Below are 16,186 nucleotides of genomic sequence, written 5' to 3' on the forward strand. Positions count from 1 at the left end.
CGCTCAGCGGCAGAGACGGCGCGGGCCGGAGGAGGGCTGGTAGGTGCCGGTCTCGGCGTCGAAGGAGCGGTAGCGCGTCTCGCAGTAGCGATACCACGGGCCGGTGAAGGGAGCGGGGCGCGCCCCTTTGCGCACCAGCGTCACCCCGCGCGGCGGCTCGGCGGCGGCCAGCGCCGCGTCGAGGTCGAAGGCCAGCACCGAACCGGCCGTGAGCGCGGGGTTGTCGCGATAGACGCCCGGAACCGGCGGGGCGGGGTGGGCGTAGAAGATCGGCCCCGTCACCTGCGGGCCGCCGTAGATGCCGGGATCGCGCTCGTAGACGGGCGGCGAGACGGCGAGGGGAACGGTCGGGATCGGCCCCGGACGCACGAAGACGGGCCGGTTGTAGGGATCGAGACCGACATACTCGCCAGCAACCGCCGCACCGGTCAGGCCTGCCGAAAGGCCCGCCGCGGCAAGGGCCGCCATCGCGGCCCGGCTCCATTCACCCATCGCCCGTCCCCCCCTTCGCGGATTGATCCTCGCGCTAAAGGTGCGTGGAGCCGTCCTGGTTCCGAAAGCGATGCGGCCGCACCCTTTCGAGGTGCGGCCGCATGAGGTCATGGAGAGGCCGTCCGGCTCAGCGGCAGAACTGCCGCGGGCCGTGATAGGGCTGGAATGTGCCCGAGCGCGGGTCGAAGGAGCGGTAGCGCTGCGAGCAGTAGCGGTACCATTCGCGGGTCCACGGCTCCGCCCGATAGGCGGGTGCGGCGTAGTAGCGCGGCGCGCGCTCGATGTAGCGGGGCTGCGCGGTGCTTGCGATGGCCGCGCCGACGCCAAGGCCGACGATCGCGCCGGCAATGGCCGCGCCCCCGTTGTGGCGGCGGTGATAGCCGCGGTGGCCGTAGCCGTAGCGAGGGCCGCCGTAGTAACGCGGGCCGCCGTGGTAGCGGTGGCCGCCCCAGCCGGCGCCGCGGAAGCCGCCGGGACCGTAGTGCGGGCCGTAGCGGTAGTAGGGATCGGCCTTGGCAGCCGTGACGCCGACCAGCGGCGTCGTGGAGGGGAGGGCGGCCGGCACCATGGTCAGCGCGAGCGCGACCGCCAGTGTGCGCCCGGCAAGCCATTTCGGAATGCGCATGGGTAATCTCCGGACAACTGTTCTGTGATGGCCGAAGAACCGTTTTCAACCTGAACGGTTCCTGAACGAGCCGGAGCCGTCACGCCGCAGCTTCGGCGGCGAGGCTGTGACCTCGACGCACGCATCTGGAAAAATTGATTAATATTTCGTAAATCATGTTGCGGAGACCGGGGTTCCCCGGCAAGACCGCGAGACATCCGGTCCAAGGGGAGTCGATAGGGATGAGCTCACCGCTGTCGTTCTTCTTTCGGCGTGACGGCCAGCGCCCGAGCGAGAGCGCAGGAGAGCGGATCGATTTCGGAAAGGCGATCGAACCGGTGCAGCCACGTGTCTCCAACCCCGCCCCGGCGGGCCATGGGGGCTTCGTGCCTCCGCTCGACAATATCGGCCAGCGCAACGAGATGCTGAAGGTGCGCATCGGCGAGATGGCCGAGCGTCTCACCGACCTGCGCAGCCTGACGGACGACTTCGCCCAGCTCATCGGCCCGATCGAGACGATCGCCGAGGAGCTGCCGCGCTCCAAGTCGCGTATCCTCGAGCTCGAGGCCCTGCTCCAGCAGGAGATGGAAGGCGGACAGGCGCTGCGCCGCGAGGTGGACTCGCTGCTCGGCCGCTACTCCACCGCCTCCAGCGAGCTGTCCACCGCGATGGCGCGCGCGACGCGCCTCGAAAACCTCCTGCGCGAGCAGGAAACCGCCTTCGACGAGCAGCGCCTCACGCTGCGCGAGAAGACCACCCATGCCAACGCGCTGGAGCGCCAGCTTCTCGCCGAGGTCGAGCAGAACCAGTCGCTCGCCCTGGAGGTGAAGACGCTCCGGGCCGAGGCGCAGGTGTCCGATCAGGCGCTGGCCGACGCCGAGCGGATGCTGGCCGAGGTCTCCGAGCGCCGCCAGATCCTGGAGCAGGAGAACCGCCGGCTCCAGAGCCTTGCCGAGGAGCAGGCCGCCGAGCTGGTCACCTCGGGCACCCGCAACGACGAGCTGGAAGCCCAGATCGAGGCGCATCTCCAGACGATCGCGCTGCAGGAGACCCAGATCGCCGCCGAGCAGGCGGGCCGCCAGCGCGCCGTCACCCAGCTCGAGGCAGAACTTGCCGCGATCAAGACCGAGCGGTCCAGCGCCGGCATGAAGATCGAAGCCCTGTCGGCACGCCTGATGGCGACGGACCAGATCCTCGCCCAGGTGCGCGGCCAGCTCCGCGAGCGCGAGGAGGCCATGCGCGCCGCCGAGCGGGCCAACAAGGAGGCGATCGCCGAGCGCACCACCTTCGACCGGCGCCTGGAAGCCAGCAAGACGGAGGCCTCGCGCCTCCTCGCGCAGCTCCAGGACGCCCAGAAGGGGCGCACGGAGCTGGAAGCGCGCTGCGACATGCTGGTCAAGGCGCTGGCCGCCAAGGATGCCGCGCTCGAAGGCGTCACCTCGCGGGCGAACAATCTCTCCGACCGCGTCGAGGCGCTCACCCTGCGCTTCGAGCAGGAGCGCCAGACCCTGGAGGCGACCAACCGCCGCCTGATCGAGGAGCTGCAGACCGAGAAGGCCGAGCGCACGCTGGCCCAGGGTGCGCTCGACATCGCGCGCGAGAACCGCACGGCCCTGCAGCGCCAGAACGAGACGCTGAAGCGGGCGACGCGCACGCGCGGCGATGCGGGCCTCTACGGCGACGGGATGCCCGAGGGTCCGGGCGGCGACGCCCATTCCAACGTGCGCCCCTTCATGATGCCCGAAAAGGGGGAGTAAAGGGTCGGCCGTGCTTCGCCCGGCGGGTGCGAGCCGAGGATCGCGCCGGCCGAACGGGGCTCCGACCAAGGAAATGCGCCGCAACCTATTGAACGGATGCGGGTAAATGTCCGAAGGTCCTCACCGGACCCTCGGAGACGATGCGTGAGCGGCGGCAAAGGATCGGCATGATGGCGAATAGTGCGAGCGAGGAGATCGGCGTGAGCCTGCGGCAGAGCGTGACGGAGCATTCCGGCTCCGGGCGCGGCGACGGCAGCTTCGTCCTGGTCTCGAACAACGACAGGTCCGGGGCCGCGCGCGACTGGTCGGCGGCGCTGGACCTCGTCCGCGAGGCCAGCGAGGCGATCCGCATCCGCGACGAGCGCGCCACCGAGATGGAGATCGAGCACCGGCTCGACGCCGAGCGCGCCAGCGAGGAGATCCGCTCGCTTCAGGAACAGCTCGACGATGCCGAAGTCCGCATCGCCGAAACCGAAGCGCGGGCGCGCCTGGCCGAAGCGCGCGCATCGGAGGCCGAGGCCTGGCTCGCCAAGATGCACGACGCCATCGTCGGCAGCTTCACCCCGGTTCTCGCCGGCGAGGACAGCGCCGAGGCCGAGCTGCGGGCCGCTCTCGCCAGCGGCCGGCTGGAAGACGACGAATGAGCGCCGTTCGCGAGACGGTCTCCCTCCCCGAAGACGAGGTCGTGTCCATGGCGAAATCGGAGGGCGGACCGACCGGCGGGCGGCGGAGCGAGGCGGAGCAGGCCGACACGGTGCGGGTGGCGGAGGTCGCGACCCTTTTCCGCGGCTCCGACGCGCCGGACGCGGCATCGCCCCGCGCGACGCTCGACATGCCCCCGCCCGAAGCCCCCTCCGCCGGGGCGATCGCGCTGGCGGTCGGGCACCTGACCATCGAGCCCTCGCCGACGGACTGGACGCGCACGCTGACGCTGGTGGAGCGAACGGCCGCGACGATCCGGGCCTACGAGAAGCGCTTCGTCCAGTTGGAGAAGCAGTCCAAGGCGCTCGCCGACCGGGCCGCCGAGGATCACCATCGGCTCCAGACCCATATCCAGTCGCTCGAGGAGCGGCTTCGCCAGTCGGAGGAGAAGGTAGTCGCCGCCGAGGCGGCGCTGCGCGACGCCGAGTACCACGAGTGGGAAGCCGACATGCGCGCCAAGCGCGCCGAGCAGCGCGCCGTGGAAGCCGAAACCAAGTGCCGCCAGACCGAGGCCTATCTGCGCCGGGTCCACGAGCTCCTGTCCGGCGTCTCCTGACGCCGGTCCGCCATCGGGCCCGGATACGGTTCAAACCGCTTTAGCGTTCGGTCGCGTGCCCGTCGGACAAGTTCTGCCGGCCGTCAGGCCGGCTCCACGAACCCGTCGAGCACGCGCTTCTGGCCGGCGCGGTCGAAGTCCACCGTCAGCTTGTTGCCCTCCACCAGCGCCACGGTGCCGTTGCCGAACTTGAGGTGGAAGACACGGTCTCCCACCGAAAAACGGCTCGGCTCGTCGGCCACCGATTTCGCGACCAGCGTGCCCTCGATCTCGCGCGGCCCGCCGGCGCGGGCGGAGGAGTAAAGGCCGCCGCCCTTGCGCGGCGGCTGGTTGGCCCCGCGCGAGCGATTGGCAGAGAACGGGTCGGTCAGCCGGCCTGCGAAGCCCGACCGGTCGGCGCCCCCGCCGGGGGCCTCCTCGAAGCCTCGACCTTTTCCGCCCACCCCGTCCCGCGCGATGTACTTGTCGGCCGTCGCGGCGGCGCGCGCCCGCGCATCCGAGCCCGACACGCCCCCTTCGCCGTATTCGATCGACCGTCCGCGCCCGCCGGCGTAGGTGCCGGCGCTGCCCGCCGCCTGGGCGCGGCGCCAGCCGGGCGTGCCGTAGGAAGAGGTCGAGAAGGCGTTGCCGTCCCAGCGCGAGGCGCCGTAGCCGCCCATGCCGCCCGCCCCGTAGCCGCCATAGGAGGCGGAGGGCTCCATGACGTCGACATGGTCCTCGGGCAGCTCGTCCAGGAAGCGCGAGGGGATGGTGGACTGCCACATGCCGTGGATGCGCCGGTTGGAGACGAACCAGATCTTCACCCGCCGCTTGCCGCGCGTGATGCCGACATAGGCAAGGCGGCGTTCCTCCTCCAGCCCCGAGCGCCCGCCCTCGTCCAGCGAGCGCTGGTGCGGGAAGAGGCCCTCCTCCCAGCCGGGCAGGAACACGGTCTCGAACTCCAGCCCCTTGGCCGAATGGAGCGTCATGATCGAGACCGCGTCCGTCTCGGCGTTCTGCTCGGCGTCCATGACGAGAGCGATGTGCTCCAGAAAGCCCGGCAGGCTCTCGTAGTCGTCCATGGAGCGGATCAGCTCCTTCAGGTTCTCCAGCCGCCCCGGCGCCTCGGCCGAGCGGTCCGCCTGCCACATCTCGGTATAGCCGGACTCGTCGAGGATCATCTCGCCGAGATCGGTGTGGCGCATGGTGGAGAGGAGCCCCGACCAGCGCTCGAAGTTGCGCACCACTTCGGCCAGCGCCGCGCGCGGGCGCGCCTTCAGCTCGTCGCCCTGCACGAGGTCGGCCGCCGCCGCGAGAAGCGGCAGTCCCTTGGCGCGGGCGTATTCGTGGAGGAGCCGGATCGCGGCGTCGCCGAGGCCCCGCTTCGGCGTGTTGACGATGCGCTCGAAGGCGAGGTCGTCGGCGGGCTGGCAGACGCAGCGGAAATAGGCGAGCGCGTCGCGGATCTCCTGCCGCTCGTAGAAGCGCGGGCCGCCGATGACCCGGTAGTTGAGGCCAAGCGTGACGAAGCGGTCCTCGAACTCGCGCATCTGGAACGAGGCGCGCACCAGGATCGCCATGTCGTTGAGCTTGGAGCCTTTGCGCTGGAGCTGCTCGATCTCCTCGCCGATGGCGCGCGCTTCCTCCTCCGAATCCCAGCCCGCGTTGACCGTGACCTTCTCGTGCTCGGGATCCTTGAGGTCGGTGTAGAGCGTCTTGCCGAGCCGGTCCTCGTTGACGGCGATGAGGCCCGCGGCGGCGCCGAGAATATGGGCCGTCGAACGGTAGTTACGCTCCAGGCGGATCACGGTCGCGCCGGGAAAGTCGCGCTCGAAGCGCAGGATGTTATCGACCTCCGCGCCGCGCCAGCCGTAGATCGACTGGTCGTCGTCACCGACGCAGCAGACGTTCACCTTGTCCTGGCCGTTCTGGGCGCGCGCGTCCGAATGCTGGGCGAGGAGCCGCAGCCAGAGATACTGCGCGACGTTGGTGTCCTGGTACTCGTCCACCAGGATATAGCGGAAGCGCCGGTGATAGTCGGCCAGAACGTCCGGGTGGTTCTGGAACAGCGCGATCGGATGCATCAGGAGGTCGCCGAAGTCGGCGGCGTTCAGGCTGAGGAGCCGGTCCTGATAGGCGCGATAGAGCTCGCGCCCCTTTCCGTTGGCAAAAGCGCGCGCGTCGCCTTCCGGGATCTTGTCCGGCGTCAGGCCCTTGTTCTTCCAGCCGTCCATCATCTGGGCGAAGCTGCGGGCGGGCCAACGCTTGTCGTCGAGATTCTCGGCCTGGATCAGCTGCTTGATCAGGCGGATCTGGTCGTCGGTGTCGAGAATGGTGAAGTTGGACTTGAGGCCCACCAGCTCGGCGTGCCGGCGCAGGATCTTCACGCCGATCGAGTGGAACGTGCCGAGCCAGGGCATGCCCTCGACCTCGCCGCCGACGAGATGGCCGATGCGCGTCTTCATCTCGCGCGCGGCCTTGTTGGTGAAGGTGACGGCGAGGATCTGCGAGGGAAAGGCGCGGCGCGTCGTCAGGATATGGGCGATGCGGGTGGTAAGCACGCGCGTCTTGCCGGTGCCTGCGCCGGCCAGAACCAGGACAGGCCCTTCCGTCGTCTCCACCGCGGCGCGCTGCTCGGGGTTCAGCCCGGAGAGATAGTCGGGGCCTCCCTGCGCCACCGGGCCGCCGCGCGCGGCCAGAGCCCGCGCCGCGATGCCGCCCTTCGGCCGGCCCTCGGGCGCGGCGTTCTGATCTCGGGTCTCGTCCATCGCCTCTACTTAATCGATTCCGCCGGGAACACTAGGGGAACATCGAAAGCCCGCGCCGCCGGCCACATTCCCCGGCTTTCCGCTTGGTCGCGACCCTTGCTGCCTTGCTCTTGCCGCGGCTTATGCCGCAGAAACAGAGGGAAGCCCGTTCAGGGCGGGGCTCGCGAGGAAAGGCAGGTCGCATGAAGCTCTTCATCGCGCTGGGCGGCCTTCTCGTCCTCGCGCTCCTGACGCTTCTCGTCGGACCGTCCTTCGTCGACTGGACGAGCTACCGCGCGAGCTTCGAGGCGGAGGCCTCGCGCATTCTCGGCCAGAGGGTGGAGGTGCGCGGCACGGCCTCGGCGCGGCTCCTGCCGTTTCCCTCCCTATCCTTCACCGATGTCGTGGTGGGCGACGATCCCACCGACCCCGTCCTGACCGTTCGCGCCTTCCGCATGGACGCCGAACTCGCGCCCTACCTGTCCGGCGAGATCCGCATCTTCGACATGCGGCTCGACGGCCCGGCGCTGAGCGTCCCGGTGGAGGGCGACGGCACCATCCGCTGGCCGGTGGGCTCGCGCGCGGCGCCCCCGTCCGAAACCGTGGTTCTGGAGCGGATCGTGGTCGCGGACGGCTCGGCGGTGCTGGCCGACCGCCGCTCGTCGCGCCGCATCGCCCTGACGGCGATCGACGCCACCCTGTCCGCCCAGTCCCTTCGCGGTCCCTTCGCGGGCAGCGCGACACTCCTTGCCGACGGCCGGCCGCTGGCCGCCTCCTTCTCCACGGGATCCGGGGCCGGGGACGGCCGCCTGCCGCTCCGGCTGACGCTCGATTCGCAGGCGCTCGACCTGCGCGCGACGTTGGATGCCGTGATCTCCAGCCTTCCCGGCGAGCCGCTCGCCGACGGGACGCTGGCGCTCCTGAGCCCGATCGACCCTACGGCCGAGCGGCCGGACGGGGCGCCGGCACCGCTCCTGCCGCCGCTGCGCCTGACCACGGAGCTCGGCCTGACGCCGACGTCGCTGCGCGCGACGGAGCTCCGGGCCGAAGTGGGGGCGGCCGAAGTTCCCTATGTCGCCACCGGTTCGGCCCTGGTGGACGTCGGCTCGATCCCGCGCTTCGATCTCCAGCTTGACGGCCAGGCGATCGACGTCGACCGGATCGCCCCGCCGAGCGCCCCTGCGGGGGAGCCGCCCGGCCTTCCCGCCCGCATTGAGGCCCTGCGCGCCGCGCTGGAGCGCCTGCCGACCCCCGGCATGCCCGGCCGGGTGCGCCTGTCGCTGCCGCTGGTCACGGTGGGCGACACGACGATCCGCAGCGTGTCGCTCGCCGGATCGCCCGCCACGGAAGGCTGGTCGCTCCAGTCCTTCTCCGCCGAACTGCCCGGCCGCACATTGGTCGAGGCCTCGGGCGTCCTGCGCACGGAAGGGGAGGCGGGCTTTCGCGGCAACCTGCTTCTCGCCGCGCGCCAGCCCGCCGCCTTTCTCGGCTGGGCGGCCGGCGCCGCGGACCCGGCCCTGACGCGCCTCGGGCGCGCCGGCTTCTCGGCCGACGTGGACCTCTCGGCCGCCGACCAGCGGTTCGACGGGCTGGAGATCGATCTCGACGGGCGAAGCCTGACCGGCGCCATCCGCCGGGCGGCGCGGCCGGAGGGCAACAACACGACCATCGACCTGCGCGGTGCCGACGTCGATCTCGAACCCGTGGGCGCCCTGGCGCGTCTCCTGGCCTTGCAGGGCGGCGCGCCGCGCGAGGGGGAACGGTTCGAGCTGCAGTTCTCCGCCGGCCCGGCACGATGGGGCGATGTCGAGGCCGCGAGCCTCGATGCCGACCTCACCTTCGATCGGGGCCTTGCCGACATCGCGAGCCTCGACGCCACGGCCTTCGCGGGCACCGACCTCCATGTCGAGGGCACGCTGGCCGACCCGTTCGGCACGCCGCGACCCGATCTCAGCCTTGAGATCGCCTCGGCCGATCCCGCCCGGCTTGCCGAGTTCCTGCGTGCCCGCCTGCCCGCGAGCCCGCTGGTCGAAGCGCTCGCCCGGCGCGCCCCGTCGCTCGCACCCCTGTCCCTCACCGGCACTGCGGCGTCGCAGGGAACGAACCGCGACGATCTGGCGGTGGAGCTTTGGGGCACGGCGGCCGGCACCGAGCTGAACCTGCGCGTCGCGCTGGAGAACGGGCTCGCCGCCGCCGAGCGCAACGGACGCTTCGGCCTCGACCTCCACCTCAACCAGGCCGATGCCGACGTGCTTCTGGCGCAGGCGGGCCTTGCCGTCCTTCCCTTGGGAGAGACGATGCCGCTCAGCGCGACGCTGGCCCTCTCGGGCGAGCCCGGCGCCGCGTCGGACGTCTCGATCCAACTGGCCGCGCCGGGCACCGATCTCTCGGCCAACGGATCGGCGACGATCGGCTCGGAGGGGCTTCGCGCCGCCGTCCTCGCCCTTCGGCTGCGCAGCGACGATCTCGCCTCCTGGGCGACCCGGCTCGCTCTCGCCTTCGGCCAGCCGCTGGACGACCTGCCCGCCTCCGGCGAGGCGACCGTCTCGCTCGCCGACGGAAGCTGGTCTGTCGACGGCCTCGCCGCGACGCTGGGCACAGCGCGCCTCTCCGGCGCCCTGACCGCGCCGGCCGGCGGGCCGGTCTCCGGTCGGCTCGCCATGTCCAACCTGTCGCTCGACTGGCTCGGCCGCCTGGCGACGGGCGTCGATCTGGCCGCCGCCGTCGCGGGGGAGGGCGGCCAGCCGCCCGCCTTTGCCGCGCCGCTCCTGCCGGGGCGCGCCTTCCGGCTGGCGCTCGGGGCCAAGCGCGCGCAAGGGCTCGGCCTCTCCCTGTCGGGCCTGTCCGCGACGGTCGAGGGAGACGGCACGCGGCTGGCCGCCTCCGACCTGTCGGCCGAGCTGGCGGGCGGCGGGCGCCTTTCGGGAGGCGGCGAGGTGCGCAATGCGGCCGGCATCCTCTCGACCCGTCTCGACATGGCCCTGGCCGGACGGCCGCTGGATGCCGGCGCGGGACTTCTGGCCGGCCGGCTGGACCTGTCCGGGATGTTGACGGGCGGGGGCGAATCCTGGCCCGCCCTTCTCGCATCGCTCGACGGACGCGGACGTCTGACCCTGGCGGACGGCACCTTGCGGGGCGTAAGGCCGGACCTTCTCGCCCCTGTGGTGGAAGCGTCGGAAGCCGAAGGCTTCGAGCCGGGCCTGCCGGCCGTGGCGGCGTTGGTGGACCGCTTGTCGGCGGGCGCCAGCGCATCGCTCGGGGACCTCACCGCCGACTGGACGCTCGGGGCGGGCGTCCTGCGCACCGCGCCGCTGCGCCGCGACTTCGCCGGAGCCGTGCTGGAAGGGACGGGTGCCCTCGATCTGCGCGCCGGGCGCGTCGAGGCGGAACTCGCGCTCCAGATGACGCCGCCGGCCGACGAGACCGTGGAAGGGACCGCGCCGTCGGTCGCCTATCGGATCCAGGGTCCGCTCGACGCGCCCGTGCTCCAGGCCTCCGTCGAGCCCTTGGCCGCCTACCTGTCCGAACTCGCCGCGCGGCGCGAAGAGGAGCGGATCGAGGCGATCGAGGACGACCTGCGCGAGACCGTGCGGCTGCGGCGCGAGGCGCGCCTTTATCGTGAAAGGGAGCGGCTGCGCGAGGATCTGCGGCAGGAGCGCCTGGCGCGCGAAGCCGCCGAGCGCGAGGAGGCGGCGCGGCGCGAAGCGGAGGAGCGCCGGCGCATGGAAGCGGCTCGGGCGGCGGAGGCGGCCGAATCGGCTCGCCGGGCCGCCGCGCAGGAGTCGGCCGCGCGCGAGGCGGCGGCCCGAGCCGCCGCGCAGGCCGAAGCGGAAGCCGCGGCGCGGGCGGCCACGCCGCGTCCCTCGCCGCCGGCCGACTTCGAGCTGCAACCGCTGCCGCCGCCTCCGGCATCGCCCGGCACGGGCTTCGGCGGACTGCCGGGCGTCAGCAACCCCAACCAGCTCTGAGTCGCGTCAGGCGCCGTCGCCGGCGCGCGCGAGCGCGTCGGCCAGCACCCGCAGGCGGATCGCGGACGACAGGTTGGTGCCGGGCGGACGCTCGGCGTCGATCTCGGCGATCAGGGCGGCAAGGCTCGAATGGCGCCGGGCGGCGATGGCACGCAGCTCCGTCCAGAAGGCGTCCTCGAGGCTGATCGAGGTCCGGTGTCCCCGGATCGACAGCGAGCGCTTGTCCGTCATTCGGACGGCGATGTGTCGTCCGCGCGCTCGCGCCGGGCGCCGTCCAAGTGTCGGTCGGTTTCGGCCGCTTCTCGCCGCGCGGCCTCGCGCTCGCTTTTCGACAGGCCGTGGCGCGCGCGGTTGCGGGCCGCCGCGTCTTCGTCGGCCGCGCGGGCGGCGCGCTTGCGGGCGAGGCGCAGGTTGACGACCTCGCCCAAAGGTCAGGGCTTCTTGCGGAAGGCGTCCAGCGACACGACGTCGGCCGAGGACTTCTCGCCCTGCGGCTTGTCGTCGGCGGGCGCCTCGGCGGTTTCGGACTTGGTGTCCTTCGCCGCCTTGGCCGGCTGCTTGGCCGCAGGGGCGGCCGCCTTGGAAGGCAGCGGCTTGATGGCGGTCGCCGTCGGCGAGACGGGCGCGAGCGCGGTGGGCGCCGGGGCACCCTCGTCCTGCGAATTGGCGGCATCCATGTCGCGCACGTCGAACTCGAGCTCGAAGTTGACGGCCGGATCGTAGAAGCCGCGGATCGCCGAGAACGGGATCAGCAGGCGTTCGGGAATGTCGGAGAAGGACAGGCCCACTTCGAAGGACGTGTCGTTGACCGAGAGGTCCCAATACTGGTGCTGGATGACGATGGTCATCAGCTCCGGGTACTTCTCGCGCAGGCGCGACGAGAGGCGCACGCCGGGCGCCGAGGTCAGGAAGGTGATGAAGAAGTGGTGCTCGCCGGGCAGGCCGGTCTTGACCACCTCGCCCAGCACCTTGCGGATGACGCCGCGCAGGGCGTCCTGCGCCAGAACATCGTATCGGATAAGGTCCTGGCCCATCGGTGGTCCTGAATTCGCAACGCCTGACTGCGGGCGACGGCGCCCGAAAGGAAGTGGAGGTTTCTGTTGCCAGGCACCTCCGAGCCCCGCCTAGAAGTGCGAACCCCTAGGGCTTGATTCGAAGCTATCGCACCGCATTAAGCGGCGAGACGGGCTTCCGCATAGTTGTCGTTGGCAACTACTTTTTCAGCCCGATAACGGTGGTACCATGCCGAGCGAAAGAACGATCTTTACACCCTCGTCGATCCTATTTCGCCCCCGCCTCAACCCAGCGACGAGGCTGGGCTCAGGTGGAGGCGCCGGGTACCGCCCCCGGGTCCGAAAGGTTTATTCCATCGGCCGTTTATCGCCATAGCCGGAGCAAGCCCCGGCGCGCCGAATATAGGGATTTGGCAGGTCGCTGAAAAGACAGGAAATAAGCTAAATGCGGGCATCTCGCGCCGCATCAGCGTGCCGCCTCGTCCCTCCTGTCCGTTCAGGATTTTAGAACGCATCGTGTCCGCATAACGGACTCGACTCTGAAAACTGAATCTGAAACAAGGGGTTAGCTGATTGTTAACCAGCTTGCTTTGCTGGTTGGAAACCACTTCTGCGGCCTAATTCCGCACCCAGCGGAGCTGCATCATGCACACTTACCAGAACCTTCTGAAGCTCGTCCTGAACGACGGGGTAGATCGGATGGACCGGACGGGCACGGGTACGCGTTCGGTTTTCGGTCACCAAATGCGTTTCACCCTGTCTGAAGGTTTCCCGCTCGTGACGACGAAGCGTCTTCACACGCGGTCGATCATTCACGAACTTCTTTGGTTTCTTCGCGGTGATCGCAACATCGCGTATCTCAAGATGAACGGCGTGCGGATCTGGGACGAGTGGGCCGACGAGAACGGCGACCTCGGCCCCGTCTACGGCTCGCAATGGCGCTCCTGGCCGGACGGGAAGGGCGAGCATATCGACCAGATCGCCAACGTGGTCGACCAGATTCGGAAGAACCCCAATTCGCGCCGCCTGATCGTCTCGGCCTGGAACCCGGCCATGGTGGACGAGATGGCCCTGCCGCCCTGCCACTGCCTGTTCCAGTTCTACGTTTCGAACGGGCGCCTGTCCTGCCAGCTCTACCAGCGCTCGGGCGACATCTTCCTCGGCGTGCCCTTCAACATCGCCTCCTATGCGCTCCTGACGCACATGGTGGCGCAGGTGACGGGCCTCGAGCCCGGCGACTTCGTCCACACGCTCGGCGACGCGCATCTCTATCACAACCATCTTGAGCAGGCCCGCCTCCAGCTGACGCGCGAGCCCTTGCCGCTGCCGCGCCTAAGACTGAATCCCGACGTCACCGATCTCTTCGCCTTCCGCTTCGAGGACATTGCCATCGAAGGCTACGAGGCGCACGGCCACATCGCCGCTCCGGTGGCGGTCTGAGACGGTGGCGGACGCGCTTCCCCTCGTCGCGGTGGTCGCGACGGCCGCCAACGGCGTGATCGGGCTGGACGGCGCCATGCCCTGGTCGATCCGCTCCGACCTCAAGCGCTACCGCGCGCTCACCATGGGCAAGCCGATGATCATGGGCCGGCGCACGCTCGAATCCATCGGCCGCGTCCTCGACGGGCGCGACACGATCGTCCTGACGCGCGCCTCCAGCCTGCCCTTCGAGGGGGCGATTCTCGCCCGATCGACGGACGAGGCCCTGGACCTGGCGGCCCGAGCGGCCGATCGACGCGGCGCGAACGAAATCGTGATCGCCGGAGGAGCCGAGATCTACCGGCAATTCCTGGGGGCGACGGCCCGTGTCGAGCGCACCGTGATCGACGCCGCGCCGGCGGGAGACGCCTTCTTTCCCGATCTCGCCGAGGCCGGTTTCGCGCTGGTGGCGGAGGAACCGGGCGCGATCGATCCGCGCGACAGCGCCCCGACGCGCTACCAGCGGTGGGAGCGGGTCGCACCGCTGCGCTAACCATGGCGCCAGGGTGGGCGATCATTCGCCCGTGACGCGCGTTGAAACGCGTTTTTCCGGTTCCTATAAGGAGTTGACGACGCGGCGCGGCATGTTTGGCCCGCGCGCGCCTTGGGTTTGACGGAAGGACATCCATGCCCTGGAGCAATCAGACGGGGAACGGCGGCTGGAAAGGCGGCGGTGGCGGTGGGCCCTGGGGGCAGGGACCGCAAGGGCCGCGCCCCGGCGGCAACAACAACTCGCCTGATCTCGAGGACATCCTGCGTCGCGGCCAGGACCGGCTCCGCCGCGCGATGCCCGGCGGCGGGCGCGGCCCCGGCAACGGCGGCGGCGCGGCGATCGCGGGCCTCGCGCTCGCCGGTCTCGCCGTGGTCTGGCTGCTCAACGCCGTCTACACCGTCCAGCCGGACGAGGTCGGCGTCGAGCTCCTGTTCGGCAAGCCCAACGAGCAGGTCTCGGAGCCGGGCCTGCACTTCGTGCTGTGGCCTTTCGAGACGGTCGAGACGGTGAAGACCTCCGAGAGCCAGATGGTGATCGGCTCCAACCAGGGCGGCGAGGGCTCCGGCCTGATGCTGTCGGGCGACCAGAACATCGTCGACGTGCAGTTCACGGTGAACTACCAGGTCGCGAGCCCCAGCAACTTCCTGTTCAACGTGCAGGACCCGCCGGCGCTGCTGCGCCAGGTGGCGGAAAGCGCCATGCGCGAGGTGGTCGGGCGCCGCCCAGTCGAGGACGTCTTCCGCGACGACCGCGCCGGCATCGCCCAGCAGGTCCGCGCCATCACGCAGGACACGCTCAACACCTACGGCGCCGGCCTGCAGGTCAACACGATCTCGATCCAGGACGCCGCCCCGCCGTCCGACGTCGCCGACGCCTTCGAGGAGGTGCAGCGCGCCGAGCAGAACGAGGCGCAGTTCGTGGACGAGGCGCGCCGCTACCAGAACGAGCAGCTCGGCCGCGCGCAGGGCGAGGCCGTGCAGATCCGCGAGGACGCCGCCGCCTACAAGAACCGCGTCGTGCAGGAGGCGCAGGGTGAATCGCAGCGCTTCACCGCCATCCTCGGCGAATACGAGAAGGCGCCGGAGATCACTCGTCAGCGTCTCTACTTCGAGACCATGGAAGGCGTGCTCGGCAATTCGTCCAAGGTGATCATGGACCCCGCCACCGGCGGCGGCCAAGGCGTCGTGCCCTACCTGCCGCTGAACGAGCTCCCACGCCCGAGCGCCGCAGCGCCCAACGCCGTCGGCGGCACGCGCACCATCCAGCCGAGCGGCACCACGACGCCCGACCCGACCGCTCCCGCCAACACGCAAGGCAACAATCAGGGGACCAACCTGTCCAGCATCCAGGGGGGCACCCGATGAGCAACCGCGTCTACGCACTTCTTGCGGTCGTCCTGGCCGCGCTCTTCGTGCTCTACAACTCGGTCTTCGTCGTGCGCGAGGGCAACCAGGCCGTCGTCACGCGCTTCGGCCAGATCCAGCGCGTCGTCACCGACCCCGGCCTCTACTTCAAGCTGCCCTTCAACTTCGCGGGCGCCGACAACATCCAGGTCCTGCCGAACCGCCTCCTGCGCCTCGACCTCGACAACATGCGCGTCCAGGTCTCGGGCGGCGCCTTCTACATCGTGGACGCGTTCCTCGTGTACCGCATCGACAACGCCGCCCGGTTCCGCCAGGCGGTTTCGGGCTCGGTCGACCAGGCCGAGCAGCGACTTCGCAACCGCTTCGACGATGCCGTCCGCCAGGTCTACGGCCGACGCAACTTCGAATCGGCGCTCTCGGAAGAGCGCGCGGCCATGATGGTCGAGGTCCGCGACCAGATCCGTCCCGACGCCACCCAGCTCGGCATCAACCTCGTGGACGTGCGCATCCGCCGCACCGATCTCACCGACGACGTCTCGCAGCAGACCTTCGCGCGCATGCGCGCCGAGCGTCTGGCCGAGGCCGAACGGGTGCGGGCGCGCGGCCGCGTGTCGGCCCGCGAGATCCGCGCCTCCACCGACCGCTCGGTGTCGGAGACCGTGGCGGATGCGCGGCGCGACGCCGAGATCCTCCAGGGTGAGGGCGAGGCGGAACGCTCCTCGATCTTCGCCGCCGCCTACCAGCGCGATCCGGAGTTCTTCCAGTTCTACCGTGCCATGCAGGCCTATCGCACGGCGCTGGAGAACGGCGGCACGACCATGCTGCTGCGCCCCGATTCGGAGTTCTTCCGCTACTTCGACAATGCCGGCGGTCCCGGCGGAACGCCTGTCGCGGGTGCGGCTCCGGCACCGGCCGCCCAGGCCGCCCAGGCCGCGGCGCCCGCAGCCGCCGCACCTCCGGCCGAGCCGCCTGCGCCGCCTGCGGCACCCGCAGCGCCCGCTGCCCCGGCGGCGCCCGCGCCGGCCAACTGAC

13 protein-coding genes, 1 other RNA gene and 1 pseudogene are annotated in these 16,186 nt (G+C 70.5%); 8 read left to right on the forward strand and 7 right to left on the reverse strand.

The genetic code is table 11. The annotated features are described in order from the left end of the window. Positions 1–3: 3 nt before the first annotated feature. Together O5O54_RS04535 and O5O54_RS04540 are read right to left on the reverse strand one after the other, a co-directional pair. Positions 4–492, reverse strand: a complete 489-nt coding sequence (locus tag O5O54_RS04535) for a BA14K family protein (RefSeq protein ID WP_279479315.1) — start codon at positions 490–492, stop codon at positions 4–6. A 127-nt stretch (positions 493–619) separates the two neighbouring features. After that, positions 620–1,117, reverse strand: a complete 498-nt coding sequence (locus tag O5O54_RS04540) for a BA14K family protein (RefSeq protein ID WP_279479317.1) — start codon at positions 1,115–1,117, stop codon at positions 620–622. Positions 1,118–1,338: 221 nt separating this feature from the next. Between O5O54_RS04540 and O5O54_RS04545 the strand changes: the two genes are divergently transcribed. From O5O54_RS04545 to O5O54_RS04555, 3 genes are all read left to right on the forward strand, one after another. Next, a complete protein-coding gene (locus O5O54_RS04545; RefSeq protein WP_279479320.1) occupies positions 1,339–2,853 on the forward strand; it encodes a chromosome partitioning protein ParA in 1,515 nt (504 codons plus the stop codon). A 167-nt stretch (positions 2,854–3,020) separates the two neighbouring features. Then, complete coding sequence (locus O5O54_RS04550) at positions 3,021–3,497, forward strand: hypothetical protein (protein ID WP_279479322.1); 477 nt, start codon at positions 3,021–3,023, stop codon at positions 3,495–3,497. Then, positions 3,494–4,111, forward strand: a complete 618-nt coding sequence (locus O5O54_RS04555; RefSeq protein WP_279479323.1) for a hypothetical protein — start codon at positions 3,494–3,496, stop codon at positions 4,109–4,111. The genes O5O54_RS04550 and O5O54_RS04555 overlap by 4 nt, the downstream gene beginning before the upstream one ends. A 170-nt stretch (positions 4,112–4,281) precedes the next feature. Here the strand turns inward: O5O54_RS04555 and O5O54_RS04560 are convergent. Continuing rightward, positions 4,282–6,858 (reverse strand): annotated as a pseudogene (locus O5O54_RS04560) (ATP-dependent helicase); the annotation flags it as partial. Positions 6,859–7,040: 182 nt separating this feature from the next. Here O5O54_RS04560 and O5O54_RS04565 point away from each other — a divergent pair. Further along, positions 7,041–10,805, forward strand: coding sequence for an AsmA-like C-terminal region-containing protein (locus O5O54_RS04565; RefSeq protein ID WP_279479327.1), 3,765 nt, complete (start codon positions 7,041–7,043; stop codon positions 10,803–10,805). A gap of 6 nt (positions 10,806–10,811) precedes the next feature. Here the strand turns inward: O5O54_RS04565 and O5O54_RS04570 are convergent, their stop codons facing one another. The 4 genes from O5O54_RS04570 to ssrA all read right to left on the reverse strand — a co-directional run bounded on the left by O5O54_RS04570 (position 10,812) and on the right by ssrA (position 12,250). Beyond that, positions 10,812–11,036: a ribbon-helix-helix domain-containing protein gene (locus tag O5O54_RS04570; RefSeq protein WP_279479329.1), complete on the reverse strand. Its 225-nt coding sequence runs from the start codon at positions 11,034–11,036 to the stop codon at positions 10,812–10,814. Further along, positions 11,033–11,233 carry a DUF4169 family protein gene (locus O5O54_RS04575; protein ID WP_279479330.1) on the reverse strand — a complete coding sequence of 67 codons (201 nt, stop codon included), beginning with the start codon at positions 11,231–11,233 and terminating at the stop codon, positions 11,033–11,035. Before O5O54_RS04575 ends, O5O54_RS04570 begins: the two co-directional genes overlap by 4 nt. Before the next feature lie 3 nt (positions 11,234–11,236). Continuing rightward, positions 11,237–11,839: an SspB family protein gene (locus O5O54_RS04580; protein ID WP_279479333.1), complete on the reverse strand. Its 603-nt coding sequence runs from the start codon at positions 11,837–11,839 to the stop codon at positions 11,237–11,239. Positions 11,840–11,891: 52 nt separating this feature from the next. Continuing rightward, positions 11,892–12,250, reverse strand: a transfer-messenger RNA (tmRNA) gene (gene ssrA / locus O5O54_RS04585). A gap of 213 nt (positions 12,251–12,463) precedes the next feature. On the opposite strand from ssrA, the gene O5O54_RS04590 reads away from it, so the two are divergent. From O5O54_RS04590 to O5O54_RS04605, 4 genes are all read left to right on the forward strand, one after another. Then, positions 12,464–13,258 (forward strand): thymidylate synthase, encoded by a 795-nt coding sequence (locus O5O54_RS04590; RefSeq protein ID WP_279479335.1) that lies wholly within the window; start codon positions 12,464–12,466, stop codon positions 13,256–13,258. A 4-nt stretch (positions 13,259–13,262) separates the two neighbouring features. Beyond that, positions 13,263–13,790 (forward strand): dihydrofolate reductase, encoded by a 528-nt coding sequence (locus tag O5O54_RS04595; protein WP_279479336.1) that lies wholly within the window; start codon positions 13,263–13,265, stop codon positions 13,788–13,790. A gap of 134 nt (positions 13,791–13,924) precedes the next feature. Further along, positions 13,925–15,154 carry an FtsH protease activity modulator HflK gene (gene hflK / locus O5O54_RS04600; protein WP_279479337.1) on the forward strand — a complete coding sequence of 410 codons (1,230 nt, stop codon included), beginning with the start codon at positions 13,925–13,927 and terminating at the stop codon, positions 15,152–15,154. After that, positions 15,151–16,185: a protease modulator HflC gene (locus O5O54_RS04605; protein ID WP_279479339.1), complete on the forward strand. Its 1,035-nt coding sequence runs from the start codon at positions 15,151–15,153 to the stop codon at positions 16,183–16,185. The genes hflK and O5O54_RS04605 overlap by 4 nt, the downstream gene beginning before the upstream one ends. Position 16,186 lies beyond the last annotated feature (1 nt).

The sequence above is a fragment of the Aureimonas sp. SK2 genome (assembly GCF_029813115.1).
Lineage (GTDB): Bacteria > Pseudomonadota > Alphaproteobacteria > Rhizobiales > Rhizobiaceae > Aureimonas.